Here is a 23,656-nt window from a genome sequence, read left to right as displayed (position 1 = left end):
CAAGAACTAACGACTCAGGACACTAGGGGGAAGTGGTGCTCGAACACACCGATCCAAATCTGTTGCTGGTTTTGAAGGTCCTGCCCGCCATCGTCGCTATCCTGGCGGCATCGTGGGCGTGCGGAAGGCTGGCGCTCAAAATCGGGCAGCCCAGGGTGCTCGGTGAGATGGTGGCGGGCGTTCTGCTCGGTCCCACCTTCCTCGGAGCCTGGTTCCCCGGCGTGCAGCAAGCCTTGTTCCCCGCGGACGTCAAGCCGATCCTGTACGTACTGAGCACGATCGGCCTGACCGTGTTCATGTTCCTCGTCGGCGCCGGACTCGACCACGGGTCGAAGGAGAAGGGGGAGAGCGGGAAGGCCGCCGCGCTCGCCGTTTCCGGAATCCTCCCGTCATTGCTGCTCGGCGCCGGTGTTGGAGTTCTGCTGCACGACAAGCTGTCCCTGCCGAACGTCGGTGTCTTCCAGTTCGCCCTGTTCGTCGGTGGCGCGCTGTCGATCACAGCGTTCCCGATGCTGGCCCGGATCCTGTACGAACGGGGCCTGCAGAACACCAGGATCGGCAAGCTCACCCTGTTGGCGGCATCTATCGACGATGCCGCGGCGTGGTGCTTCCTCGCCGTGCTGTCCGCTCTGCACGCCAACGCGGGCATCGGCAGCGCCATGGTGACGATCGGCCTGTCGGCAGGATTCGTGATCGTCATGCTGTTCGGTGTGCGACGGTTGCTGCGCCCGCTCGGCGATCAGGTGGAGCGCACTGGCAAGTTCGGCTTCGACCAGATGTACATCGTCGTCGGCGTGGTGCTGCTCGCCGGGTTCTGCACCGACTACATCGGCATCTACTCGGTGTTCGGCGGCTTCATCGCCGGCCTGGCAATGCCGCGCAACAAGGCGTTCCGCGAAGCCCTGCACGGCAAGATGATGGACGTGGTGTGCGTTCTGCTGCTGCCGATCTTCTTCGCGCTGTCGGGCCTCAACACGCAGCTGAACGGTCTGGCCAGCGCGGCGATGCTGATCCCGTTCGCGCTGATCCTGGTCGCCGGGTTCGCCGGCAAGTACTTCGGCTGTGCGCTGTCCATGCGCGGCGTCGGATTCGGGTGGCGCGAGTCGTTCGCTGTCGGCGGTCTGATGAACGCACGCGGACTGATGATCCTGATCTTCATCAACATCGGCCTGGCGCAGAAGATGATCACCCAGGAGGTGTTCTCCATGCTCGTGCTGGTCGCGGTGATCACCACTGCCGCGGCGGTGCCTCTCTACCGGTGGGCCCTGCCCGACCGCATTGAGAGGGAGATGGCCTTCCTGCCGCCCGAGAGGGAGAAAGTTCCCGCCTAGACGAGAGCGCTGAGCGCGGCCGCCACGGTCGCGTTCAGCGCTTTTTCGCTGGCTCCGGCCCGGGAACGCAGGTTCACCCCATACGCGAGCATGGCGAGCATGTCCGCCGCCTCATGGGGTTTGATGCGCAGTCCGGGTTCACGTTCGAGGGCCACCTGCAAGGCCTTGCTCAGCTGATCGTGATGTTGCTGCAGCACCACGTTGATGTCGGGGTCGTCGTTCTCGCCGTTCGCATGCGCGTTCGCAACCATGCAGCCCCATCGTGCGTGCTCTCCGGAGCATCGCGTCTTGATGAGGCGAGCGAAGAAGTCCGCGATCGCGGGAAGCCCCCGCGAGTCGTCGGCGAGCTGGGCGAAGACCGGCTGCGATCGATGGTCGACGTATCGATGCAGCGCAGCGAGATAGAGCTCGTGCTTGCCGCCGAACGTCGAGTACAAACTGGACCGGTTCACACCGGTGGCCGTGACGATGTCCTGAATGCCGGTCGACGCAGCACCTTGCCGCCAGAACAATCCCATCACCGAGTCGAGTACGGTGTCGGGGTCGAAGTGCTTCACGTCTGGCATCGTCGCCACCCCAAGCTAACTTGAACCAACCGTTCCAAGTTAGCTCTTGCGCGGTAGCTGCGCAACTCTCGTCCAGGATCATCCACGATCCGCTGCCGCGCACTGGTCCGGGCGGACCCTCGACAACATGATCCCAGCACTTTGGACCTCGGCCTACGGTCGCCGGGGGAACGCACTGACCAGGTTCGTAGCGAGGCTCGCAGTCCGGTCGGCCGAGTTCTTGCGCGCCCTTTCGCGCTACGAACGGGACACGTTCATGTCCCTCTGACATCCGTGCACTCAACTGGTCCTTCGACGAACGACGTGCTCAGCTCTGATCCGGTCACGTTGAAGTTCACGGTCACACCGGTAGCTGCTAACAACCCGCCGGTAGCGACCTCTCAGTCTTCTCGGCCACCAGCGGAATCGCGACTCCGCTGAAGCTCCTGGATGCGGATGCCGACGGCGATCAGCTCGCCTTCGCCGTGCTCACCAATCCGGCGCACGGAACGCCTTCCGGCACGACGCCCGACCTCACGTACACGACTCAAGCTGGTTTCTCGGGCACGGACTCGTTCGTGCGTGGACATGTCCGCGTGCAACAAGCCGTCGGGAAAGTGCTCACTCATAGCGTGCAACACGTGCAACGCCAGCGCTGTCTTGCCGATGCCTCCCAGGACGGTGATGACCGGGAGTCCGTTCCGCCGGAGCTCTTTGGGGGCACGGGTGATCGGCTCGACCTCCAGTTGCCTGCCGGTGAAGTGAGCGGGTGGGGGACGGCAGCTGGCGAGGTGTGCCCGCCCGCCAGCGGTTGTCCAGGTGAACGCCGCTGTGGACGCTGCCCGCGTGGACTACCGCGCACGGCGGCGTTGTGGAGACGTCGTTGACCGCCGCGGCCGGGCAGCGTCCACGGCTCACCTCCTTTCCGAGCTCTCCACGTCAACGCCTGTTCGGGGCTCGTCCGGGAACAGTCGGAAAGGCTGCACCTTGCGGTCCGCACTGGCACACCTCTTATGCATGACCCATCTGCCGTCAGTCCGTTCATGGTTGAACGATGGAAAGTTCGAGGAAGCGTTCCAGGGGTCCGGGCGCACAGGTTCCGCACCATCGAGGCGGAAGAGCTGACCCGGCCGATCCGTTCGCCCACGCCGGGTGAGGACCAACGCGCTTCACCTTCGGTAACCTCGCCGTTGCCTGGGCGGATGTGGAGGCGGCTCGCGGGTAAGAGCGCTACGACGTCGTCCTGATGGCGCAGCTGCTCGACGAGCATGACCAGACCGACGAGGCGGCCACGCTGCTCGGCCACGCCATCTCCCAGCACTCCTTCGACAACAAGCTGCGGGTCGAACAGGCGAGCGTCCCGCAGCCGTCCAGCCACTCGGCAGCAGTCAACGATCGCCGTGTCGCAACCGGGAGCGAAATCGAACACGAGGCGGTCAGGCAGGTTTCGGGCGCCGTCGGAGCCGACCGTCTACTGAGGAATGACGAGTATGGCTGCCGCGCAGGCAGCCGATCAGTCGTCGAGGCAGCGCCCGCCGGGAAGCAAGCCACCGATGAACCCACCGCCGCCTCCGCCTGGCAGTTCGATGACGTGGCCGACGATGCAGGTCTCTGCGCCGACCTGTACGGCGTAGAGCAGGCTTCCGGCAGGAGCTGGGTCGTCGGAGCGGGCAATCCTGACCGCGCTGTCGGGGAAGCCCTCCCGGATCAGGCTCTGGTGCGTCGCCTCCGCTTCCGTGCTGGTCGGGGGATGCTTGGTCGTCGAGCGAGTGCAGGGCGCGGTTGCCGTCGGCACGCAACTGGAGCCTCTGGAGATCGCGCGCCGAATGTCCTGATGAGCCTGTTCTGCCGCCGCACGTTGGTCAGGGGGAGGCGTGTGGCGACGAAGAACGTTCTCGGCAACGCGCTCACAGTAGGCGCTGTCAGGAGGAACGGTCTTCACACAGGAGACCGAGGCACCTCCACGGTCGACTCTGGCGTCGGGCTGGTGGCGTGAGAGGGCCCACCACGACAGCCCTCCTGCGATCAGAACGACGGCTGCGCAGGTAGCGATGAGCGCATGGCGACGTTTGGTCGCTCGCATCAAATTCACATCGCCTCCTGTGTCTTCATTCGTTATCCTGCCGCATTTCACTGGAGTGCGCCACCTCGTCTGCACACGAGCGCAGTCAATGTGACCTGGGCCGCACTATTTGGATTCCCTGATACGGCGATGTGCGCGGTGAGTAGCAGTTGAGAATTTTGCTTGGGCTGTCCGGGTGAAGTGAGCTCTGATGGGTGACGTGCCTTTGCTGTTTCATATAGGGTCGATACCTGCTGATGGGGATCAGCGCTGGGGGACTTGAATCCGATTGACGGCGCAGTTCGCGCTGTGATTTGGCGACTTCTATTGTCGCCTGCTGGTCAGGTTCCCCAGAACTTTTCGATAGGGGAATCGTGCGAATTTTGAGAACCAGTCATCTCTCCACAGCGGTGGTTTGCGCTTTCGTGATGGTTGCGAGCCAGGGGCAGGCTTCGGGCGCGGGGGCACTGTACGAAGGCATGAAGTTCGAGACGGTCCGGGCTGTGCCGATCGGCAGGGCCGACGTCGCTGAGCTGACTCGCAACCTGGGCCGAGTGGTCCCGGTCGATGCGATCGGTGTCGCCGCGGAGAAGGGGGACAGGCCGAAGCGCCGCGACCGGACCGCTGCCGAGTTGGCCGAGCTCGCGCGTCCCGGCAAGTACTCCTTCGCACCGAGACAACCGTCCGGTGCCCTGAGGATCGCGGATGAGGAGTTTCGGCCAGTCCGGGACCGCGTGAACGCCGAGGAGTGCCGGAACTTCTTCCGCAACTACCCGAAGGACGACACGCCACCCCCGTACTGGTTCAAGAACCGCTTCAACGCATGTCACGGCATCACGTTGCTTTCCGAGCACTACGAGGTGCGCAACGGCCGTCCGTTCCTGACCGGGGCGATGACCGTGGACGCGGTGGCGATGGTGAGCATGAACGAGAACAGCCGCAGTTCCGAGGTGAGCTTGCGGCTGTGGGACTGGAACAAGATCGGCGAATACCCGACGGACAAGAAGTGGGTCTTCGGGGCCGGGTGCTGGGAGACGGCCCCGCGTGGCAAGGACTGCCTGCCTGACTCGGTGACGCACTACGGCACGCCCGACCAGTGGAAGAACAACCCCGAGCGCACGCAGACGATCCAATACCCGACCGACGGGATGACCATTCCGGAGGATCCGTCGCCGCACGGGATCGAGCAGCGTCAGCTCTACGAGATCGATCCTTATGTCTACCTTCCTGACAGTCCGCCGCCGGCGAAGACGTTCTACGACGCCCCGTCTGTTCCGCAGCGATGCGACCAGGGTCGGACCGCGGTGTCGCCGAACTACGTGCGGGGCAGCGACTGTGTGTTCCACGAGCAGGCCGGCGTGTTCCAGCTGAGTGTGTCAGACGACCGCGTTGCGGAGTCAGCGCAGTTGATCCGCGATGCGATCGACAACGTGAGCAGCACGAAGCCGGGCACGGTAGACAAGCCGAACGCGTGGATTCCCGGCAAGTTCGGTACGGCGCATCCCCTCCACCGGCTGTACCACGACCAGATCGGCCGCGACAACAACGGCGCCGCGGCGATCGAGGCCTGCAAGAAGTACTTCACCCCCAATTACAAGGACCGCAACGACCCCAACGACCCTGAGGCGACCAACGACTGCGACGAATACCCGTTCAGGACGACCTATCAGGGCGTGCAGTTCACCATCAATGACAACAACGATCGCAGCTACGCCGTCCGTCCGGTGCTGAGCCGCCAGAATCAGAAGGCGGGCGACTTGCTCGGCCAGTTCATGGCCAATGACCACCTCGGTGAAGAAGACCCGTTCTACGTGTGGATTCACGACTGATACCGTGTTGTGGTGCGGCAATGGTCTTGCCGCACCACGACCGTCAGCTGAGGAGTCGAACTTGACTGCGAACATCATCAAGACGGTGAAGGCCAGGATTCCTGTCGAGTTTTCGCAGTACGTTCTATTCGATTACTTCGGCGACGACAGCGTGTCCGACATCGAGCGCCCCGCCAACGCGGGTTGGGTGGGGTGCGCGGGTCGTGGAGGAGCGGTGTTCCACGCCTCCGACCAGTCGATCGCTGCGTACATCGAGCTGCAACTGTGGTCAGGACAACCGGCAGCCGACGATCTGGTGGACGACCTCGCGCGATTCGAAGGCCGCTTCACCGCGGATTCCGGCCGGGTGATCCTGGCGAGTCTCACCGGGTCGACCAGCGACGTCACGGTCGAACTGCCTTCGGCGCCAGGCTATGGGATTCGGGCAATCCGGCTGGGCTCAGCGGTCGACGAGGAAGACCGGCAGAACGAAGAGTGGCGACTGTTCGTTTGGCCGCTGTCTGGTTGAACGACAGGCGCAGGGCGTGGCCTGCTGTCGGTCCACGTGCCATCCTCCACGACATCGATAACCTTGATGCTCGCTGGCCGGGTGAACGATGGGGCGCGCGCATTCGGCTCGCACGTCCGCATGAGTTTCGATAGACGGCTGATTTCCTTTGATTCTTGACTTCAGCCGTCATCGATCACGTCCCGGTGTCACCGTGCGTCACCGGGATTCGATCACGCGGATCGTGGAGCCAGGCCGCGAGTTCCTGCGTCGTCGGCCAGCCGTCGACGGCTTGATCATCGGGCACGAACCCGTCGCAGCCTGATACGCATGTCAGGTTGCTGGGCGTGTTGGCACCCCACAGGCCAGACCCGCGCCTGCACATAACGCGACACGTCGGCCGCAGTAACGCTCCCGTGAAGAGTGACGATCACGTTGCTGGCCAAGTAAACCCACTACGGAAGGCGTAGAGCTGAAGTCTCCGGCTCTCAGGGCAGCACTGCTGGCCGTCGCGGTCGCGCTGGCGGGCAACATCGCCACGAACACGGTGCAGATTCCAGATGGTTGGGAGTTCATGGCGTGGGTCGTGCTCCTTGTGCTCGTCATTGTCCTTCTGCACGGCGAGGTGCGCCGGTTGCGGCAGGAGCCGGTCAATGTCGGCGAGCGTTTCCCGGCTGATCTTGACAAGGTCCTCGAGTCGTTGGCGATGGTGCTGCGGGCGAAGTGGCGGCGCGAGGAGGAACGCCGGCGAATTCACGACCCGTTCCCGATCCCGCTCCGTGGTCACAGCCGCACGGTGCCGTCCCGGCTGGCAGTGGCGAACAGTGAACCGTCTGGGCTGAAGGAGAAGTCGGGGATCTGGTAAGTGTGGCCGCCGGTGACTGCGCGCTTCTCCGGTGCAGCGGGGTGCGTGACGTCCCAGAGTTCGACCTGTCTCGACAGCCCGGTCGCCGCGAGTACTGGCTTGTTCGGGACGAACGCCAGCGACCACGCATTCGCATGAATGGTGCCAACGGGTTGCCGCGCCACAGAACTGGTGACGTCGTAAATGGAGATCTGAGCCGTGATGTCACCGACCGCGAGTAGTCGCCCGTCTGAACTGAAGGCAAGGGCGACGGGCTCGATCGCGCACGGCAGATCACGGCCGCGGCAGGCACCTCGCGTGTCCGGGATCTGCCACACGGCAAGATGTCTGGGGCTACTGGGGTCCTGAAGGTCTAGCAGCCGCACGGTGCCTGTCGAGGTGATGGCAAGCGACTTGCCGTTGGGGCTGAACGCCACCGCGGCCGCACTCTTCGCTTCCGGCAGGTTTGCCAGCGACCGGGGCGCGTGGGGATTCGAGATGTCCCAGAGTTTCAGCCCGTCACCTCCGACGCTGACGAGAGTGTGGCGATCTGGACTGGCAACGAGTTCCGACACCTCGCTGGTGTGGGCTGTGATCGCGGCGAACGCACGGCGTTCCCGGCTGTCGGCCAGATGCCAGATGCGTACTGTGCCACCTGCGATCCCGGTGGCGCGTTGACCTGCGTTGCCGCCCGGGGCAGCCATTGCAAGGCGTGATCCGCTGGGGCTGAATGTGAACGCGCCGACGTTTTCGGCATCCGTTGGTGGAATCGGTAGTTCGTCGACGAGCTCTAGCGAGGGAGCTGGATCCCACAGCCGAACGTACCCGTCGTCGCCAACCGCGGCTACCTGGCCTCCGGCGCTGTGTGCGAGCGCCGTGATGGAGCCTGTTGCCCGGCCTGACGGCAGCGATGTGTTCGTGCCGGTGGTGATCGTTCCCAATCGCACGTCTCGTCGCGCTGCGGTGACCAGGCGCTCACCGGCGAGGTCGAAGAAGTCGATCTTCTCTTCGATGTCGCTTGTGCGTTGTGGGGCTCGCGGATTGGAGACGTCCCATGTTCGCAGCGGCATTCCGGTCGCGAGCGTCCGTGAAGCTGCGTCCGTGGCGGCTTTCGTCGCTTCAGCCGAGAGGTGCCGCAGGGGCGTGCTCAGTACCGCGAGCCGCGTTCCGTTCGCGTGAAAGCGCATCGAGAACGCCGCCGCGCCAGCCTGTTCGACCTCGACCTCCGCCAGTGTGCTGGCGTCGGAAACGTTCCACAGCCGCAGTGCGCCGTCACGGCCTCCGCTAGCGAGCAGGAGTCCGTCGGGACTGAACTCGACGGCCTTGACGTCGTCGCGATGACCGGAAAGGAGGGCGCGTTTCACCGGTTGTCTGGTGTTGGTGATGTCCCAGAGAACGATGTCGCCCGCCTGACCGACGGCCAGCAGCGGTGCTGCCGGGCTGATCGCAGCGGTGGCGATCGGCGCCGTGGAGTCTGTGGACCAATCAGACAACACGGTGAGGTCGTCGGTGTCGTACAGCCAAACATGGCCTGTCACCGCTGGGAAACCGGGAGCCTCGGGTCTTCCGCTCCTCGCCACGGCCAGGATCTCACCGTCCGCGCTGTAGGCGAGAGCGCTGGCATCCACATGGATCTCCTGGGGGATCAACCCGCCGGCTGCCAGCGCCGACTCGACCTGTGGTGTCCGCTTGAGGTGATGTGCCGCCGCGATGAGCTGGCGAGCCAGTCCAGGCTGACTGTCCTGCACATTGCCCGCCTCCGCTACCAGCTGGTTGGCGAGCGCGGTGTCACGTTGGTCGATTGCCTGCGACCGCTGCACGAGCGCGGTCGTCGCGGCGGCCAACGCCACCACGGTCAGCACCGACAGCGCGGCGAACGCCAGCCGCCGGAAGCGCCGCGCCTTCCGGTGCTGCCGATGGTCCTCGCCGATCAGCTCATCCTTGTCCACGCCGCGGACGGCTGCGGACAACGTCGCGATGGCGTCGAGAAAGTCGGGGTCGCGCGGAGAGAGGTCCTGCCGCGTCTTGGTGAGGTCCACCCACAGCGGCTCCTCGCTGAACCAGCCCCGCAGGTTCTCCGGCAGCGCGGTGGTGAGCTCTGAGTCGAAGTCAACGGTCTGCGCGTCCCACACGATCTCGCCACCGGTGACAGCGATGAGAATCGGCCGTCTCGGTTCAAGACCCTGCCAGTACGCGACTTCTCTCCGTACCCATTCGGAGGCGGCTGACTCGGGGGACGCCAGCAGGATGAAACAACGGGAGCGGCGCAACGCAGACTCGATGGATGCCCAGAGTCCTTCGTTCGCGGACATGCTGCGCCGATCGCAGAACACACGCAATGCACGCAGACGATGCCAGGGCCGGGCGAACCGGTGCAGGCCGTCGCGCAGAGACGGCCCGATCTGGCCGTCCAACGTGTGGGAGTAGGAGATGAACGCGTCGTACTGGGCCTGTTCAGCCACCGGCATCCTCGATCTTCTCCGCCAGCACCCGAACCCACTGCTCGATGGGGTCTTTCGCAGCGCTGGGCGGGACGACACGGTCCTCGAAACCATATTCGCTCAACGACACGGCTTGGGCGACCACCGATCCGAATCGCATCACGGTGATCGTGCCCGTGCTCAGCACGAACGACCGGCTCTCGTCTCCGGCATGGGGCTGATCGCGCACTTCGGCATGCTCATGCTCCGCCCGAGTGGCGCGGACCATGGCGCTCCAGGCTTTCGTTGCCGACGCCTCGTCCTGGTATGCCAACACGAAGGAGCCCACGCGAGCCAGCGAGTCGTTCACGAAGCCGACGACGCCCAAACCCAGAAGACCCTCACAAGCCCAACCGTCATTTTGGTTTTGATAGCTGAAGCACAGATTCCCCAGTGGTTTGCCGGTCAGTACAGCTTGTCCGTCGTCTCCAGTGCCTGGGTCGCTGAGCACATCGCCAGCGCCGCGATGGGCTCGGTACCCCGGCATGTCGTCCACAGTCGGAAGCGCGGCGGCGATCTCGTCGGGCCCATCGATTCCGGTGTCAACCAGCAACGCGTAGACGCCGACGCTCGTGGCCAGCAGTAATGCGGCGCCAACGGCCCATTTGCGGGTTATCCGGACCATGCGTGTGCCCCCGATCACCGCGCTATTCGGGCGAGCCTAGCCCGGAGATTCGGGACCCTCGTGGGTTCGGTCTGGCTTCATTCGTCTGGAGCAGCTCTAGTCCGGGTTGGGTCGAATGACCCTGCCTGAAGTTGATCTTCGATCGTGCACCAATGCGGCGACGGGTGCGCCAGGGCGGTCAGGCTGCACGCACTGCGCGCGGTCGTCCTGCTCATCGAAGGCCGGTGGGAGCATGGTGCAGGACCGCCTATGCCGCGTCTCAGCCGTGTGGCAAAGCACCGCTGCCGCACCCAGGTTTACGGATCACCATGAGGGAAGCGGACGCGTAGCAAGCCAGCAGGTGGGACGGACCCGTTGTGCGGTGACCGGGGTCAGGCGCTGAGCGGTGAGAGCAGCGCCTGTTCGTCGCCGGTGAGATTATCCCGCAGTCGCTTGTGCCGCGTGCAGGGGTACGAGTTCCGACTGCAGCGCCATGGCATCGGTGCCGATCGCGGGCGCTGTCGCTGCTGTGTGGGAAAGTCGGATGTCGACCGTGGCACCGAGGTCGACGACGTGAGCTCGCGGACTCTGCCTGCGTTGGGAAGCTCGTCGGCGGGTTCATTTCGCGGGCGGGGCCTTGTGCTGGTCGAGCAGGTCGCGAGACGGTGGGGCGTGCTCACCGCTGCCAACCGCAAGACCGTCTGCGCGGAGTTCTCGCTCGATGCCGCAGGGCATTCCGCCTGAGCGGGCGTAAAGATGTGAGATGCCGTCACGATCGGCCCGGTATGGGGCATCAGGTCGGAGAGTTCGGGTGTGCATCTCGGGCGGAGATTCGCTGGCTCGCGGTTGTGTTCTCGATCGTCGCGGTGGTCCACGGTGTGCTCGCGGCCGTGGAGAACGTTGCTTGGCCGATCGTCTTCGCGGGGACCTGCGTCGGATGCGCCATGGCGCTGGAGCGGCTTGCTCTTGTGCATGGGACGTTGAACCGGCGGCGGCGCGATGCCGCACACCGCCTTCTCACAGAGGGATGGGCAGCGCTACCAGGCGTGAACCCCGCCGAGCTCGATAGGCACCGGCCACAGGCTGGCTCGCGTCGTCGCTGACCGGCTCGTGATTCGTCAGTGTTGTGCGACGACTGCTGTGCCATCTGGACTCTCGTTGCGGGGACGTTCGGCTCTCGCCAGGTTTCGCGGCCAGGACGACGATGAAAGTACGGGACGGGTAGGGCGTGCCGCCCGTCCTGACTGCCGTGTGGTTGTCCCCGGCGGTGTGCGTGGTCGACGCCCCGGCTCCACTCACCGCAACCTGCCGTGCCTGATGGCCTCCCCGTTCGCTTGGAGGCCATCGCCTGAGCGCTTGTCCCGCCTGACGCACACTCAGCCGGGGATGTTGCGCGGGTCGCTGCTTCGTGGGTAGGTGTTCTTCTCGCTGATCGTGCCGTCCATGTTGCGGATGACATGCTCGACTCCGCGTTCGATCGCCATCTCGCGGCCCCTGGCGATCGCCTCGGCCTTGGTGTCGTGCGTGCTGGAGGCCTGCGAGTTGCCTTCGACCTTGTTCTTCCAGGTTCCGCTCTCGTGGTAGGTCTCGACATCGCCCTGCATCCCGGCCTCCTCGTTCGTCTGGTCGTGACATGGATGCCCACCAACAAGATCTTCGACACGTGAACCCGGCTAACGGGTGTGGCGGTTCTCCACGAGCCACGCTGCGGCTTGGTGCAGCTTGACGTTGGTCGACTGGGAGGCTTCCACCAGCATCCGGAAGGCGAATGCGGCGTCGAGGTCGTGGCGTTCCATCAGAATGCCTTTGGCCGTGGAGATGATGTCGCGGTTCTCGATCGCGAAGCCGAACTGCGCTTCCCGCTGCGCGCCGATCAACGCGATGGCGGCATGTGTGGCGAAGAGGCGACCGTCCTCTTCGGTCTGTTCGTCGAAAGCGTTGGCACGGCTCGAATAGAGGTTGAGCGCGCCGAGGGTGCGATCGGTCACGAACAACCGGTACGACAGCAGCGAGTGGATGCTTACGCTGGCCGCGGCAGGACCGAAGGCGGGCCACCGGGGCTCGTCTCCGACGTTGCCGGTGCGGTAGGTCTGGTGCTCGGCGATCGCGTCGTGACACGGACCTTCGCGCAGGTCGTACTGCAGCTGGTCGATGGTCTCGACGATGCCGCTCGTCGGTGCGACCGTGCGGATCTTGCCGCGTTCGACCAGGGAGATGCCGGCGTGTTCGGCGCCGGGAACGTAGTCGACGGCGGCCTTGACGATCGCGCGGAGCGTGGTCACCACGTCCGGTTCCGCTTGGAGTGTCCGGGCAACGCCCCCGAGTATCTCGGCGAGTCGTCTGGAACCGGCGTCGTCGTTCGCGCTCATGATGCCTCCATCACCAAGTCCGGCGCAGTCGATGCTCCATACCCAGCCGGAATGGTGAGTCAAACCATCGGTGTCGCGCGCAGAGCACCGCGAAGCTCGATTGGCCGCCGTCGTGTGGAGCGGGCCGGTTGCTCCAAAGGCAGGTTTAACTCGATCTATCCGTCTCCGGGTGCGCTGTACAGGTAGCGTGCCGCCCGCACGTGCCGCGAATCCGTGCAACCCCAGGCGGAGGAGCCCGTGAAGACCGTCGACGAAGGCCCGACCTCCGTGGTGCTCGACGTGACGGTCGAGCCGGCCATCGCGCTGTCGGCGCTGCGCGGCCACATCGCCAGCTCCTTGCGCGATCTCGGTGAGGACCACCGCTACGACGTGCTGCTCATCGTCACCGAGCTGGTCAGCAACGTCCTGGACCACACACCAGGGACCGGTCGGCTCCGCATCCTGCAGCACAACGCACGATGCGAGGTCACGATCGAAGTCGACGACCGATCCTCGGCACAACCGGTGTACGGGCGATCACGGCTGGGCAGCGAGCGGGGTCGCGGCATCGTGGTCGTCGACAGCCTTGCCCGCGCTTGGGGCATCCGGCCTTTGCCGGACGGAGGCAAGACCGTGTTCGCCTCGGTGCGTTGCCCTGACGGTCAGCACACCTGCGGATCGTGCGGTCCTGACGAGCGCAACTAGTCGCTCTTCCGCAACGACTTGACCGCCTCAGGCGCGGAGTCGAACAACGGCAACGCAGCGCTCAGCCCGCTGAGCTCCAGTGGGCGCGAGGCGGGGCGACTGGTAGCCACGACACCGAACGCCACTCCCTCCTCCTTTGCGGCGCGCTGGATCTCCATGAGCATCATCAGGCCTGCTGAGCCGAGAAACTCCAGCGCGAGGTCGACCACGAGCGCGTCAGGTCGTTCGTCGAGCCGTGCCTGCAGGGCGGAACGCACCTCGCCGGCGTTGACCATGTCGATCTCGCCGGTCAGCGTGACCACCACGACGCCGTTCTCGGCGGAGACCTTCGCGTGCGCAAGCTGCGGGCTTTCCGGCTCGTCCGTCACCGTCGGTCACTCCTTCCACCCACACCGCTGAAGGTGCCCCTTTCCGGCATGATCGGCGAAAGTCGGCTGAACGCTACGACTCACGCGAGCGGGTGCGCCCGGCATCAGTCCGGCAACGGTGCTTTGTCCTGTTCGACCTGGGCGAACAGGTCACCGATCTCCGGCATTCGTTCGAGAACCTCGTCCGCGGTGAACGTCAACTGCTCCGGTCTCCGGCAGCTGCGTACCTCGTCCCAGGTGACCGGAGTCGCCACGGTCGGCTCGTCGCGGCCACGCAGCGAGTAGGGCGCGATGGTGGTTTTGGCGGGGTTGTTCTGGCTCCAGTCGATGAACACCTTGCCCTCGCGGCGCGCTTTCGCCATGGTGGCCGTGACCTCCCGGGGCGTGTCCCGTTCGAAGGCCACCGCGATCGTCTTCGCATAGTTCGAGGGCGCCTGAGAGCTCGTGGTCTCGATGCCCGCGTACACCTGCAATCCCTTCGAACCCGATGTCGTCGCCACCGGCAGCAGCCCGTCCGCTGCGAGCACGTCGTACAAGCGCTCGGCCACCCTGCAGCAGTGCACGATCGTGGTGTCCGGCCCGGGATCGAGGTCAAACACCAGGCGGTCCGGGGAGTTCCGCGCGCTCCTGGTCACCGTCCATTGAGGAACGTGCAGTTCGAGCGCGGCGAGGTTGGCCGCCCACACGAGCCCGGCGAGCTCGTGGATCAGCGGGTAGCGGACGATCTCATCGGCATCGGCCCCACGCCGTGAACCACCGCCCCGCAACTCCACTGTCGGCAACCACTCCGGAGCACTCGCATCGGCGTTCTTCTGGAAGAACTTCTGCCCGTGCACGCCGTTCGGGAAGCGCACGAACGTGACGGGCCTGTCACGCAGGTGCGGCAGCAGGATGGGCGCGATCCGGCTGTAGTAGGCGATGATCTCGCCCTTCGTGGTGCCGTCCGGGTACAGCGGTTTGTCCAGGTTGGACAGACGCAGGGTGCGGCTGCCCGCCTTCACCGTCACCCGGCTGCCGGTCTCGGGTTCGGCGGCGACAGGGGGAGCGGGCCTGCCTGGTTGTGGCGCGGTCACCTCGCCGGGGTCGCGGTCACGGCGAAGACCACGCCACGCGGTGTGCCGCAGTCGGCCGTCGTCGCCGCGGGTGAACTGCCGGAACCGGACCTCGCCCACCAGCACCGGTTCGACCCACCGGGCGCGCACGACGTCCTCACGCGGGGGAGTGGTCGCGAACGGGTGCCTGGCTCGTTCCAACGGTTGCAGCTGGTCGCGCAGCTGATCGCGGTCCTGCCTGGTGAAGCCGGTGCCGACGTCGCCGATGTACAACAGCTCGCCCGTCTCAGGGTCGTGCGCGCCGAGTAGGAGCCCGCCGACCGTGCCGGTGAAGCCGCTCTGGCCGGGTCGCCATCCGCAGACGACGACCTCCTGGGTCTGGGTGAGCGGATGCTTGCACCAGAAGTCCGGCCGCTTGCCCGGGATGTACGGCGAGTCGAGCCGCTTGGCCACGAGTCCTTCATGCCCTTCCGCGGCGACGCGCTCTAGCAGTCGTCGTGGCGTGAGGCGTTCGGCGGCGAGTTCGGCCGCGGTGAACGACGGCACCACGGCGACCCGGAAGGGATCGGGCATGGGAAGCTCGGTGAGCCGGCGCCGCCGTTGCTCGTAAGGCTCGTTCAGCAGGACCTGCTCACCGAGCTGCAGGAGGTCGAAAGCTAGAAACCGGACCGGCATGTCGGCGAACGGCTCGGCCCGGCGGGCGGTGCGGTGCTTCTGGAAACGACCACGCCGCTGCTGCAGCAGACCGAAATCGATCTGCCCAGCCTCGTTGTAAACCACGACCTCACCGTCGAGCACCGCGGCACGCCCTCGCAGTGCCGTGGTGAGTACCCCGGTCAGCTCGGTGAACTCGGCGGTGAGGTCAAGGCCGTTGCGGCTGGTCAGCACGGTGGTGCCATCCGGCGCGATCCGCATCGCGACCCGGTAGCCGTCCAACTTGTACTCGTACACCCACTGTGGACCCTCGCGCAGGCGACCGCCGTCGGGCTTGGCGAGCATGGGCTCGACCCAGCCTGGAACGGAGTCGTGTGCGGCGTGCACGGCGACCTCCGCTCCTGGCGTGTTGCCCTGTCACCAGGAATCTGAAGGTAACCCGAACGGCCTAACTTCGCGCGTCAGCGCACTTCAAGGCGGCTTACTGGCGCAGTCGCAGGGCCCAGAACGGAACCAGCTGATCAAATACCTGCAGCGGCTTGAGGTGGCTGTCGGCGTAGCTGATCGAGTAGTTGACCACGCCTAGCCAGTTGCCCTCGACGCCGGGAAAACGTCCGTGCAGCTGACCGTTGGTTGGGCTGGACAGATCGAGGCCTGTCGGAATGATGTGGCGCCGGGCAGCCGGTCCGCGGGAGAACAGGCGGTTCAGGCTGACGGAGACTCCGGTGAGCACTGGTCTCCTGCCGTGAACATCGTCGCCTTCCCAGATCGTGTACGGACTGTTAAGCATCGCCGCCGCCCCGAGCGGACAACGGTGCCTGCGAGCGACGGAGAACGAGGTCGAAGTAAAGCTCCTCGGACAGTTCGGCTCGATCGGCCGCGGGGGCGGTGGTGGTCAACCGCCAGAAGTGATCAGCGCCGTCGTTGGCGCAAGCCAAGCAGCTGACGCGGGCCTCACCGTTTTCCACGACTGCGCGGAACTGGGAATGGCCGAGGGTGTGCCGGCCGAGCTTGCACCTCGCCGGCAGAAGGGCCACCTTGTGACCGGTCGTGTCGTACCTGTACATGAGCTTTCCGTCCATTTGGGACGGTTCGAGAAGTTGCCGGTCCATGACCCGGCAACCTATCACCGGCGTCGCACATTTGTTCGAGTCGACGCGTGTGGCACTCGGCGCTTAGCTCGTAAGTGTTAGGGGTGACCTTTGTGGACTCGAGAACGGTCCTGACTGGGCGAGGCCCCGGAGCGGGATCCGGGGCCTCGCGATCGCTGGCTCAGAGATGGCACCAGGCAGATGTGTCCATGGAGTTGTGGACGGAAGCGATCACGTCGCCAGTGGATGGGGCTCGCCGGTGAGAGCTGCAAGTGCGGTGGCAACCTCGTTGATGCCGGCTCTTACGTATGTCGTGGTGGTGAGGGCGTCGTTCTTGGTTTCGTGGCCGGCGTAGGCCTGCGCGACGGCAAGGCCGAACCTGCGTTCGACGAACGTGAGCGTCGTGTAGCGCAGCCAGTGCGTGGCGACCTGCTGTCGATCGGCCCACGGAATGTGCTTGCGGCACCGTTCCCAGAGTCCGTCGTATCGCCGTGTGGTAATCGGCTTGCCGTTGAGGTTGCGCAGGACGCGGCTGTCCGGCTCGAGGCAGCCGCGCCGCTTCGCGTGATCGAGAAGATGCGCGACGAGCGTTGGCGAGGCTGGTTGCCAGCGGAACACGCCGCCCTTCTCCTGCAGAAGCAGCAGACATTGCTCTTCGTCGATGTCGCGGAGCCGGAGCTTGAGCGCGGCTGCTCGTCGGGCGGCGGTTTCGAGGTGGAACCGCACGATCAACGCATCGAGCGCGGGGTCGTTGCCGGTCGAGTTGGCCACGTCCACGAGCTCGTTGATCTGCTTAGCGGGCAGGCCTCGGCGGTTGGACGGTAGTCGCCGCGGCTTGGGGACCTTGGCCGCCGGGTTCATCGAGGCGGGGATGTGTTCGTCGATGACGGCGAACTTGTAGAGGCAGCGGAACGCCGCCACCATGTGCTCGCCCGCGCAATTGCCACCGCGGCCGTTTCTGCGTTGGACACGGTTCTGCTTAGTGTGCTCGACGAGGCCGGCGATCTCGGTGGCCGTGGGTTCGTCGAGGCGGCGTTCGCCCCAGCGCTCCTTGATGCGCTTCCAGTACGAGCCGTAGACCCGGAGAGTTCCCGGGGTGACGGCGGCCTCGACGATCGGGATGTAGACGTTGAACGTCGGCACATCCTTGGTCGAGGTCGGGGATGACGTGAGGTCTTCGACGGTGATGCCGAGGCTCGACAACATGAGTCGCGCGGCGGCGAGGCGGTCCGCTGAGGGGGCGGTCGTGGGATCTGTGATCGTCATTGCGAGGTCACCTCGGAGAGCGCGCCGAAGTTCTCGCGCGCGAAATCATCAAGAATTGATGCCCCGGCCAGGACGAGAACTCCAGCTCGGGAAGAAGAGACGAGCAGCAGGCGATGTCCGGATCCCCAGGACATCCACCGGCGGATCGGCAGTGGAACTTGAATCAGTCCCCGCGAGGTGACCTGTATTGCGGTTCCTCGGCGCTCGCGGACGACGACCGTGTGGTCGCGCAGCACGAAGTCGAGTTCGGTGTGCGCGGTCCAGCGCAACTCGCGCAGGACCGTCCTGCCGCTGAATCGCCCGTGGTCGTCGATCTTGGCGAACTCGAAGGTCAGCGGGGACTCGGGCTGCTCTGTGCGCGCCAGATCTCCGACGAAACCGGGCTGGATCTGGCCGGGTGCTGAGCCGCTGCGATCAACTTGAGGAGCCGCGATCGCGGCGAGGTCGAGCGTTCGGATGATGGGTTCAGGCATTGGCCTCACCTCGCCACTCGGGCGAGATGTGCGAACGCGCGAAAAGCAGGGTTCCGTGAGTCTGGAACCCTGCTTTGGCTGTCTTGCTGAGACCGGGGAAACTTCCCCGCTGCTGGTGTCCGAGGGGGGACTTGAACCCCCACCCCCTTTCGGGGACTAGCACCTCAAGCTAGCGCGTCTGCCATTCCGCCACCCGGACGTATTTAGTTCTGCCTCGGCTCGCGCCGTGGTGTGTGCATAGATTACATGATCGTCGCTGTGGGCCAAAATCGGGGTGATGGCGTGTGGTTTCAGCTGGTCAGGGGTGGTGGGCTAGGAGGTGGCGGATCACGCCGTCCTCGGTCTTCGGGGCGGTGATGGTGGTGGCTTGGGCTTGGACGGTTGGGTGGGCGTTGGCTGGGCCACTTTGTGGGTGGCGATGGCGAACATCGGTAGGTCGTTCAGGTGGTCGCCGCATGTGGTGATGGTGCCGGTCAGGCCCAGGAGGGTGGGAGGGCTTGGACGGCTGTGCCCTTGGTGGCGTGCGGGCTGTGGATGTTGATCTCGGTTTGGCCTGGGGAGTAGTCGTGTGGGGCGGCGCTGATCTTGGCGGTGGCCACGGAGCCAGGGCGGTTATTAGGGCTGGGGCGTCCGGGGTTGGCACGAAGACCGTTATTGCGGCTAGTTGTTCGGACTCGGCCAACGGCCAGGAGGGCTGTGGTTTGGCGTAGGTGGGGGCCGTTGTAGCGCTGCTTTTCTTGGATGAACCAGGTACTGGGGTCGCTGAACCAGACGTTGTCGCGGGTGCCGTCGTACGTGGTCAGGACTGGGGAGCGAGGTAGCAGGAGTTCTACGACCGCGGTGTCGGTGATGGTGTGGAGATCAGGTGGGTGCCGGTCGTGGGGTCGGAGAGGGGGCGCCGTTCAGTTCGATCACTGGGAGCGTCAGTGATATGCCGGGGAGGAAGGCCTGATGGCGGGGGCGCCGGCGATGGTCAGGGCCACGCAGGAGGCCAGGAGGGTGTTCAGGCTGTCTCGGTCGAACTCGGAGAGGGTTGTGTCTGGGCGTCGGAGGGTTCCGTCCAGGTCGCACACCACCAGATCGGTCACGTGGCCGGGTTAGGGTCGGGCGATGAGTGAGCTGACGGGGTGGTTGCTCGACTCGGATCCGGCCCTGCGGTGGCAGGTTGAGCGGGACGTCGTGCACGAACCGGCGGCGGTTTGGCAGGCCACGCGCGCCAAGGTTGCCAGCGAAGGGTTTGGCGCTCGGCTGCTCGAGGAACAAGGCGCCGATGGCATGTGGGCCGGTGGGGCGTTCTTTCCGCGAGGGTTTGACGGGACGGGGGACGGGCAGCCGTGGACGGCTACGACGTGGTCGCTCAACTCCTTGCGGGAGTGGGGGCTCGACGCGGAGGTGCTGAGGGCCAGGAGGACGGTCGAGCTGCTCGAGGCGAACTGTCGGTGGGAGTACGAGGACCTGCCCTATTGGGGTGGCGAGGTGGATGTCTGCATCAACTCGTGGACGCTGGCCAACGGGGTGTGGCTCGGGGCGGACGTGCAGGGGATCGCGGACTGGTTCGGGGAGCATCAGCTCGCGGATGGCGGCTGGAATTGCGAGTGGGTTGAGGGATCTACGAGGTCGTCGTTTCACTCGACGCTCAACGCGCTCAAAGGTCTGCTGATTCACGAGCGGGGTACGGGGAGCGAGAACGGGGCGAGAGCGGCGGGCGAGGAATACCTGCTCGAAAGGAAGCTGTACAAGCGGCTGTCGACGAACGAGCCGGTCGCGGAGTGGGTGAGCGAGTTCCGGTCGCCGTTTCGGTGGGGGTACAGCGTGCTCAACGCCGCCGACTACTTCAGGGAAGCCGGCCGGAAGGACCCGCGGATGGGTGAGGCCGTCGAGATGATCCGGCGGGCGAGGCAACCCGACGGGACGTGGCTGCAGGCTGGGAGGCATCCCGGCGAGGTCTGGTTCGAGACCGACGTCGTCAAAGGGGAGCCGTCCAAGTGGCTGACCTTCTTCGCCACCAGGGTGCTGGAGTGGTGGGACAGCTAGATCCAGCCTCGGGCACGGGCGAAGCGGGCCGCTTCGTGGCGGTTGGAGGCGCCGGTTTTGCCTACTGCGGAAGACAAGTAGTTGCGGACGGTTCCGGGCGACAACGAAGCGCGGCGGGCGATTTCGTCGATGGGAGCGCCTTCCAGAGCCAGTTCCAGGACGTCGGCTTCGCGTGGCGTCAAAGGGTTGTCGCCCGCGCTGATGGCCTCGGCGGCGAGAGCGGGATCCACGTAGCGGCCGCCGGCGAACACCGTGCGGACTACGGTGGCCAGCACATCCGACGAGACGGTCTTGGGCAGGAAGCCGCGGACGCCGGCAGCCAGCGCACGCTTCAAATGCCCCGGCCGGCCGTGGCTGGTGACGATCATCGTTGAGCACGAAGGAAGTTCGGACGAAAGAGCTTGGGCCACGGAGACGCCGTCCAGGTCGGGCATCTGGAGGTCGATCACGGCCACGTCCGGGCGGACCACGCGGGCGGTGGCCAGGGCTTCGGCGCCGGTGGCGGCTTGGGCTACGACTTCGAGGTCGTCCTCCAGCGACAGCAGTGCGGCCATGGCGCCGCGGATCAGGTGTTCGTCGTCGGCCAGCAGGATGCGGATCACGGGAGCTCCACGGTGAGCACGAAACGGTCAGGAGCTTCCGGTGCCGCGGTCATCGAGCCGCCGAGGGCCGAGATGCGTTCGCGGAGGCCGGTGAGGCCGCTGCCGAAGCGGAAGGCGGAGGAGGAAGCGCCGTCGTTGGACATGGTCAGCACGTTGCCGCGCAACGTGATCGTGCACGAGTTGGCGGTGCTGTGGCGCAGGACGTTGGTGACGCCCTCACGCACGGCCCAGCCCAACGCGCCCGCGGGCTCGCCGGAAACGTTCACTTCACCGATCACGCGGCAGTCGATGCCCGCGGACGCCAGCAACGAACGCGCGCCGGCCAGCTCCACCGAGAGATCAGCGGTCCGATAGCCGCTCACCACGGCTCGCAGCTCGTCCAACGAGTCGTGGGCGATCCGGCGGACCTCGAGCATCTCGTCGATGGCCTCGGAGCGGCCGCGACGGGCCAGCTGCGCCGCCAGGTCGGCCTTCAGCGCGACGACGGACAGGTTGCGGCCCACGACGTCGTGCAGGTCGCGGGCGAAGCGGAGGCGTTCCTCGGCCACGGCGAGGCTGGCGCGGACCTCGCGGGAGCGGTCGAGCTCCCACACGAGGCCCACCATCCACAGCGTCGTGCGGAAGCCGAGGGCCAGGACCAGCAGCATGATCGTGGTGAACACGCCGCGGCTCGGCGAGGCGGTCAGGGCGATGAAGAGGCCACCCGCCAGTGCAACCCGGGCCAGGGTGTGCGGCCTGAGCACCGCGGACAGGGTGGTGATCGTCAGCACCAGGAACATCACCGCGATGCCGTCGGCAGGGCCGTCGGGCTTGCCGGGTGTCGGGTGGGGGAAGGCGAGCTCGGCCGCGACCAGCACGGCGACGGTGTACGCCAGGATGATCACGAGGAGCGTGCGCGGGTGGGGCGCCTTGCCCAGGTGGTGCTCGATGCCGAGGTGAACCAGTCGCATGCTCAGCGCGGCGTGGACCAGGGTTGCCGCCGAGACCGCGACGAGGGCGGCGGTGCCGATCTCGTCGGCCATGCCCATGATCAGCAACGGTGGCAGGGCCGCGTAGCTCACGTAGAACGTGACGCGGACGTAGAAGTCGAACCGCGCCGCGTTGCCACGGGACCGCCACCAGCCGAGCAAGCTCACCTCCGAGGATCCCAGCGGAACCAGCGCCGTACAGCGTAGATCCCGACGCCGATCCACACCGCCAGGACGATCATCGGCCGCACCACGGGCCCGCCGTCCCAGCCCGCGCGCAGCAGTTCGAGCACCGGGGACAGGGGCAGCAACCGCAGCACGGCCGCCACCTCGGAAGGCACGATCGACAGCGGGAAGAACACGCCGGAACCCAGCAGGCACGCCACCAGCACCGGCAATGACGTCACCTGCGCCATCTCGACCGTGCGGGTGTACGCGGACGAGGCGGCGGCGAGCAGCACGAACACGACCACGCCACCACCGACGCCCAGCACCAGGAACCACGGCTGCGAAGGCAGAGCGATCCCGGTCGTCACCCCGACGATCACCGCGAACAACGCCATCTGCCCCAACGCCACCACAACGGACGGCAGCGACGCGCCGAGCAGGATCTCCGGATCCGTCAGCTCACCAACGCGAAGACGTTTCAGAACAAGCTCTTCCCGCCGCGCGACGAACGTGGTGACGAGGTTGTAGTAGACCGCCATCAACAACACGAAGCCGACCAGGCCAACTATCAACGGCACTCCGTCGGCGTCCGCGGCCATCAAGGCCGGCGCGATCAGCAACGGCATCACGAGCGAGTTGAACAGCGCGGTCCGGTTGCGCCAGAACAACTTCAGCTCCGCCTGCCCCACAGCAACGGCCCTCATGCCGCCTCCTCCGCGATCGCCAGGAACGCCTCCTCCAGTGACGCCGATCGAGCGTCCAAACCGGACAGTTCCACCGAGTTGACATGGGCCCACGCAAGAAGCTCGTGCAGGGTCTCCTGCAGATTGTTGGTCGTCACGGTGACTCGTCCCGCGCCGTCATCCGAAACGACAACCGGCAACGAGACCCCGGCAGGCGGCACGAACGAAATGCGAGACGGATACGCGTCCACCACCTCGGAAACCGTTCCCTGGGCGACGATCCGGCCTCGGTGCATGATCGCCAGCCGGTCGGCCAACGCCTGTGCTTCCTCGAGATAGTGCGTAGTCAGCAGCACGGTCACGCCCTCGCGCAGCAACGCGCGAATCAGTTCCCACGTGTTGCGCCGCGACTCCGGATCGAGCCCGGTCGTCGGCTCGTCCAGGAACAGCACCTCGGGCCGCCCGAGCAACGCCAGCGCCAGGTCCAGCCGCCGGCGTTCACCGCCGGACAGCTGCTTCACCCGCACCGAAGCCCGATGTGCCAGGTCAACGAGAGATAACGCCTCCGAGACCGGACGCGGGGAAGTCAAGGTCCCCGCCCACATCTTTGTGGCCTCGGTCACAGTCAGATCAGGAGGAAAGCCGCCCTCTTGGAGCATCACCCCAACTCGTAGCCGAACGAGAGACCGCTCCTGAAACGGATCGTGCCCCAACACCGACACAGTTCCCGACGCAGGACGTGAGAGCCCTTCCACAACTTCGACCGTCGACGTCTTTCCCGCACCGTTCGTACCGAGCAAAGCGAACATTTCGCCCCGCTCCACATCAAATGAGACGCCCCGTACAGCTTCGAAACCTCCGCTGTACCGGCGTGTTAGTCCCCGCACCGAGATCGCTGTCACAAGCCCACGATCTCGGGAAATACGCCTGGAGAGCAGTGCCGGGACACACCAGAAACCCATGACAGATGTCATGCGGGCCATCTGAGGGGTTTCCCCGCGTCCACACGAGACGGTCGCGCTCTCACATAATGTCGTTGCCAGTGGCCGTCCCGGTCCAGCT

23 protein-coding genes, 1 tRNA gene and 1 pseudogene are annotated in these 23,656 nt (G+C 65.7%); 8 read left to right on the top strand and 17 right to left on the bottom strand.

Annotated elements, in window-relative coordinates; genetic code table 11:
• The first annotated feature begins 32 nt into the window (after positions 1–32).
• Positions 33–1,331 (top strand): cation:proton antiporter, encoded by a 1,299-nt coding sequence (locus tag UK23_RS40590; protein WP_052685470.1) that lies wholly within the window; start codon positions 33–35, stop codon positions 1,329–1,331.
• On the opposite strand, the gene UK23_RS40585 is transcribed toward UK23_RS40590, so the two are convergent.
• Complete coding sequence (locus UK23_RS40585) at positions 1,328–1,897, bottom strand: TetR/AcrR family transcriptional regulator (RefSeq protein WP_045317124.1); 570 nt, start codon at positions 1,895–1,897, stop codon at positions 1,328–1,330. The two genes, UK23_RS40590 and UK23_RS40585, sit on opposite strands and share 4 nt — an antisense overlap.
• Before the next feature lie 401 nt (positions 1,898–2,298).
• Between UK23_RS40585 and UK23_RS55190 the strand changes: the two are divergent.
• The 4 genes and pseudogenes from UK23_RS55190 to UK23_RS40570 all read left to right on the top strand — a co-directional run.
• Positions 2,299–2,763 (top strand): annotated as a pseudogene (locus UK23_RS55190) (Ig-like domain-containing protein); the annotation flags it as partial.
• Positions 2,764–3,122: 359 nt separating this feature from the next.
• Complete coding sequence (locus UK23_RS52265; protein ID WP_156213745.1) at positions 3,123–3,872, top strand: hypothetical protein; 750 nt, start codon at positions 3,123–3,125, stop codon at positions 3,870–3,872.
• Between the two features lie 380 nt (positions 3,873–4,252).
• Positions 4,253–5,767, top strand: coding sequence for a NucA/NucB deoxyribonuclease domain-containing protein (locus UK23_RS40575; protein WP_156213744.1), 1,515 nt, complete (start codon positions 4,253–4,255; stop codon positions 5,765–5,767).
• A 61-nt stretch (positions 5,768–5,828) separates the two neighbouring features.
• Positions 5,829–6,275, top strand: coding sequence for a hypothetical protein (locus UK23_RS40570; RefSeq protein ID WP_045317111.1), 447 nt, complete (start codon positions 5,829–5,831; stop codon positions 6,273–6,275).
• Between the two features lie 409 nt (positions 6,276–6,684).
• Here the strand turns inward: UK23_RS40570 and UK23_RS52260 are convergent, their stop codons facing one another.
• Genes UK23_RS52260 through UK23_RS40560 form a run of 3 tightly spaced genes read right to left on the bottom strand, consistent with a single transcriptional unit; the run spans position 6,685 to position 10,221 of the window.
• Positions 6,685–7,041 carry a hypothetical protein gene (locus tag UK23_RS52260; protein WP_156213743.1) on the bottom strand — a complete coding sequence of 119 codons (357 nt, stop codon included), beginning with the start codon at positions 7,039–7,041 and terminating at the stop codon, positions 6,685–6,687.
• A complete protein-coding gene (locus UK23_RS40565) occupies positions 7,038–9,560 on the bottom strand; it encodes a TIR domain-containing protein (protein WP_196778101.1) in 2,523 nt (840 codons plus the stop codon). Before UK23_RS40565 ends, UK23_RS52260 begins: the two co-directional genes overlap by 4 nt.
• Entirely contained in the window at positions 9,553–10,221 is a 669-nt protein-coding gene (locus UK23_RS40560) for a hypothetical protein (protein ID WP_045317109.1), read from the bottom strand. Before UK23_RS40560 ends, UK23_RS40565 begins: the two co-directional genes overlap by 8 nt.
• A 534-nt stretch (positions 10,222–10,755) precedes the next feature.
• Here UK23_RS40560 and UK23_RS40555 point away from each other — a divergent pair.
• The gene (locus UK23_RS40555; protein WP_156213742.1) at positions 10,756–10,926 is read left to right on the top strand and encodes a hypothetical protein; all 171 of its coding nucleotides are present in this window, start codon (positions 10,756–10,758) and stop codon (positions 10,924–10,926) included.
• Between the two features lie 632 nt (positions 10,927–11,558).
• Here the strand turns inward: UK23_RS40555 and UK23_RS40550 are convergent.
• Complete coding sequence (locus tag UK23_RS40550; protein WP_045317107.1) at positions 11,559–11,786, bottom strand: DUF2188 domain-containing protein; 228 nt, start codon at positions 11,784–11,786, stop codon at positions 11,559–11,561.
• Positions 11,787–11,855: 69 nt separating this feature from the next.
• Positions 11,856–12,551 carry a GAF and ANTAR domain-containing protein gene (locus UK23_RS40545; protein ID WP_156213741.1) on the bottom strand — a complete coding sequence of 232 codons (696 nt, stop codon included), beginning with the start codon at positions 12,549–12,551 and terminating at the stop codon, positions 11,856–11,858.
• A gap of 237 nt (positions 12,552–12,788) precedes the next feature.
• Here UK23_RS40545 and UK23_RS40540 point away from each other — a divergent pair, with 237 nt between their 5' ends.
• Positions 12,789–13,235 (top strand): ATP-binding protein, encoded by a 447-nt coding sequence (locus UK23_RS40540; RefSeq protein ID WP_052685469.1) that lies wholly within the window; start codon positions 12,789–12,791, stop codon positions 13,233–13,235.
• Here the strand turns inward: UK23_RS40540 and UK23_RS40535 are convergent.
• The 7 genes from UK23_RS40535 to UK23_RS40505 all read right to left on the bottom strand — a co-directional run bounded on the left by UK23_RS40535 (position 13,232) and on the right by UK23_RS40505 (position 18,338).
• Positions 13,232–13,603 (bottom strand): STAS domain-containing protein, encoded by a 372-nt coding sequence (locus UK23_RS40535; protein WP_052685468.1) that lies wholly within the window; start codon positions 13,601–13,603, stop codon positions 13,232–13,234. The two genes, UK23_RS40540 and UK23_RS40535, sit on opposite strands and share 4 nt — an antisense overlap.
• A gap of 104 nt (positions 13,604–13,707) precedes the next feature.
• Positions 13,708–15,654: a DNA ligase D gene (ligD, locus tag UK23_RS50870; RefSeq protein ID WP_082115380.1), complete on the bottom strand. Its 1,947-nt coding sequence runs from the start codon at positions 15,652–15,654 to the stop codon at positions 13,708–13,710.
• A 136-nt stretch (positions 15,655–15,790) separates the two neighbouring features.
• A complete protein-coding gene (locus tag UK23_RS40525; protein WP_231114900.1) occupies positions 15,791–16,042 on the bottom strand; it encodes a hypothetical protein in 252 nt (83 codons plus the stop codon).
• A 49-nt stretch (positions 16,043–16,091) separates the two neighbouring features.
• Entirely contained in the window at positions 16,092–16,421 is a 330-nt protein-coding gene (locus UK23_RS40520) for a hypothetical protein (RefSeq protein WP_045317105.1), read from the bottom strand.
• 210 nt (positions 16,422–16,631) lie between these two features.
• Positions 16,632–17,666, bottom strand: coding sequence for a tyrosine-type recombinase/integrase (locus UK23_RS40515; protein ID WP_045317104.1), 1,035 nt, complete (start codon positions 17,664–17,666; stop codon positions 16,632–16,634).
• Complete coding sequence (locus tag UK23_RS40510) at positions 17,663–18,139, bottom strand: hypothetical protein (RefSeq protein WP_045317103.1); 477 nt, start codon at positions 18,137–18,139, stop codon at positions 17,663–17,665. The genes UK23_RS40515 and UK23_RS40510 overlap by 4 nt, the downstream gene beginning before the upstream one ends.
• Before the next feature lie 113 nt (positions 18,140–18,252).
• Positions 18,253–18,338: transfer RNA gene (locus UK23_RS40505), tRNA-Leu, on the bottom strand.
• A 920-nt stretch (positions 18,339–19,258) separates the two neighbouring features.
• Here UK23_RS40505 and UK23_RS40500 point away from each other — a divergent pair.
• Positions 19,259–20,173, top strand: coding sequence for a squalene cyclase (locus UK23_RS40500; protein WP_419503922.1), 915 nt, complete (start codon positions 19,259–19,261; stop codon positions 20,171–20,173).
• Here UK23_RS40500 and UK23_RS40495 read toward each other — a convergent pair.
• From UK23_RS40495 to UK23_RS40480, 4 genes are read right to left on the bottom strand one after another with little or no spacing between them, the layout of a single operon-like run.
• Positions 20,170–20,775: a response regulator transcription factor gene (locus tag UK23_RS40495; protein WP_082115377.1), complete on the bottom strand. Its 606-nt coding sequence runs from the start codon at positions 20,773–20,775 to the stop codon at positions 20,170–20,172. The genes UK23_RS40500 and UK23_RS40495 overlap by 4 nt on opposite strands.
• Entirely contained in the window at positions 20,772–21,911 is a 1,140-nt protein-coding gene (locus UK23_RS40490) for a sensor histidine kinase (protein WP_052685467.1), read from the bottom strand. The genes UK23_RS40495 and UK23_RS40490 overlap by 4 nt, the downstream gene beginning before the upstream one ends.
• Positions 21,908–22,615, bottom strand: a complete 708-nt coding sequence (locus UK23_RS40485; protein ID WP_052685466.1) for an ABC transporter permease — start codon at positions 22,613–22,615, stop codon at positions 21,908–21,910. The genes UK23_RS40490 and UK23_RS40485 overlap by 4 nt, the downstream gene beginning before the upstream one ends.
• Positions 22,612–23,556, bottom strand: a complete 945-nt coding sequence (locus tag UK23_RS40480) for an ABC transporter ATP-binding protein (protein WP_082115379.1) — start codon at positions 23,554–23,556, stop codon at positions 22,612–22,614. The genes UK23_RS40485 and UK23_RS40480 overlap by 4 nt, the downstream gene beginning before the upstream one ends.
• Between the last annotated feature and the right edge of the window lie 100 nt (positions 23,557–23,656).

This window comes from Lentzea aerocolonigenes, from assembly GCF_000955955.1.
In the GTDB taxonomy this organism is placed as follows: Bacteria; Actinomycetota; Actinomycetes; order Mycobacteriales; family Pseudonocardiaceae; genus Lentzea; species Lentzea aerocolonigenes_A.
Note: the sequence above shows the minus strand (reverse complement) of the source record. Positions and strands in the feature narration are given on the sequence as shown.

What these genes read in the sequence shown, in the direction of transcription:
- UK23_RS40585 (WP_045317124.1), bottom strand. Translation starts at nt 1,897, where the DNA reads ATGCCAGACGTGAAGCACTTCGACCCCGACACCGTACTCGACTCGGTG.
- UK23_RS52265 (WP_156213745.1), top strand. Translation starts at nt 3,123, where the DNA reads ATGGCGCAGCTGCTCGACGAGCATGACCAGACCGACGAGGCGGCCACG.
- UK23_RS40550 (WP_045317107.1), bottom strand. Translation starts at nt 11,786, where the DNA reads ATGCAGGGCGATGTCGAGACCTACCACGAGAGCGGAACCTGGAAGAAC.
- UK23_RS40545 (WP_156213741.1), bottom strand. Translation starts at nt 12,551, where the DNA reads ATGAGCGCGAACGACGACGCCGGTTCCAGACGACTCGCCGAGATACTC.
- ligD (WP_082115380.1), bottom strand. Translation starts at nt 15,654, where the DNA reads ATGCTCGCCAAGCCCGACGGCGGTCGCCTGCGCGAGGGTCCACAGTGG.
- UK23_RS40520 (WP_045317105.1), bottom strand. Translation starts at nt 16,421, where the DNA reads ATGGACCGGCAACTTCTCGAACCGTCCCAAATGGACGGAAAGCTCATG.
- UK23_RS40515 (WP_045317104.1), bottom strand. Translation starts at nt 17,666, where the DNA reads ATGACGATCACAGATCCCACGACCGCCCCCTCAGCGGACCGCCTCGCC.
- UK23_RS40510 (WP_045317103.1), bottom strand. Translation starts at nt 18,139, where the DNA reads ATGCCTGAACCCATCATCCGAACGCTCGACCTCGCCGCGATCGCGGCT.
- UK23_RS40485 (WP_052685466.1), bottom strand. Translation starts at nt 22,615, where the DNA reads ATGAGGGCCGTTGCTGTGGGGCAGGCGGAGCTGAAGTTGTTCTGGCGC.
- UK23_RS40480 (WP_082115379.1), bottom strand. Translation starts at nt 23,556, where the DNA reads ATGGGTTTCTGGTGTGTCCCGGCACTGCTCTCCAGGCGTATTTCCCGA.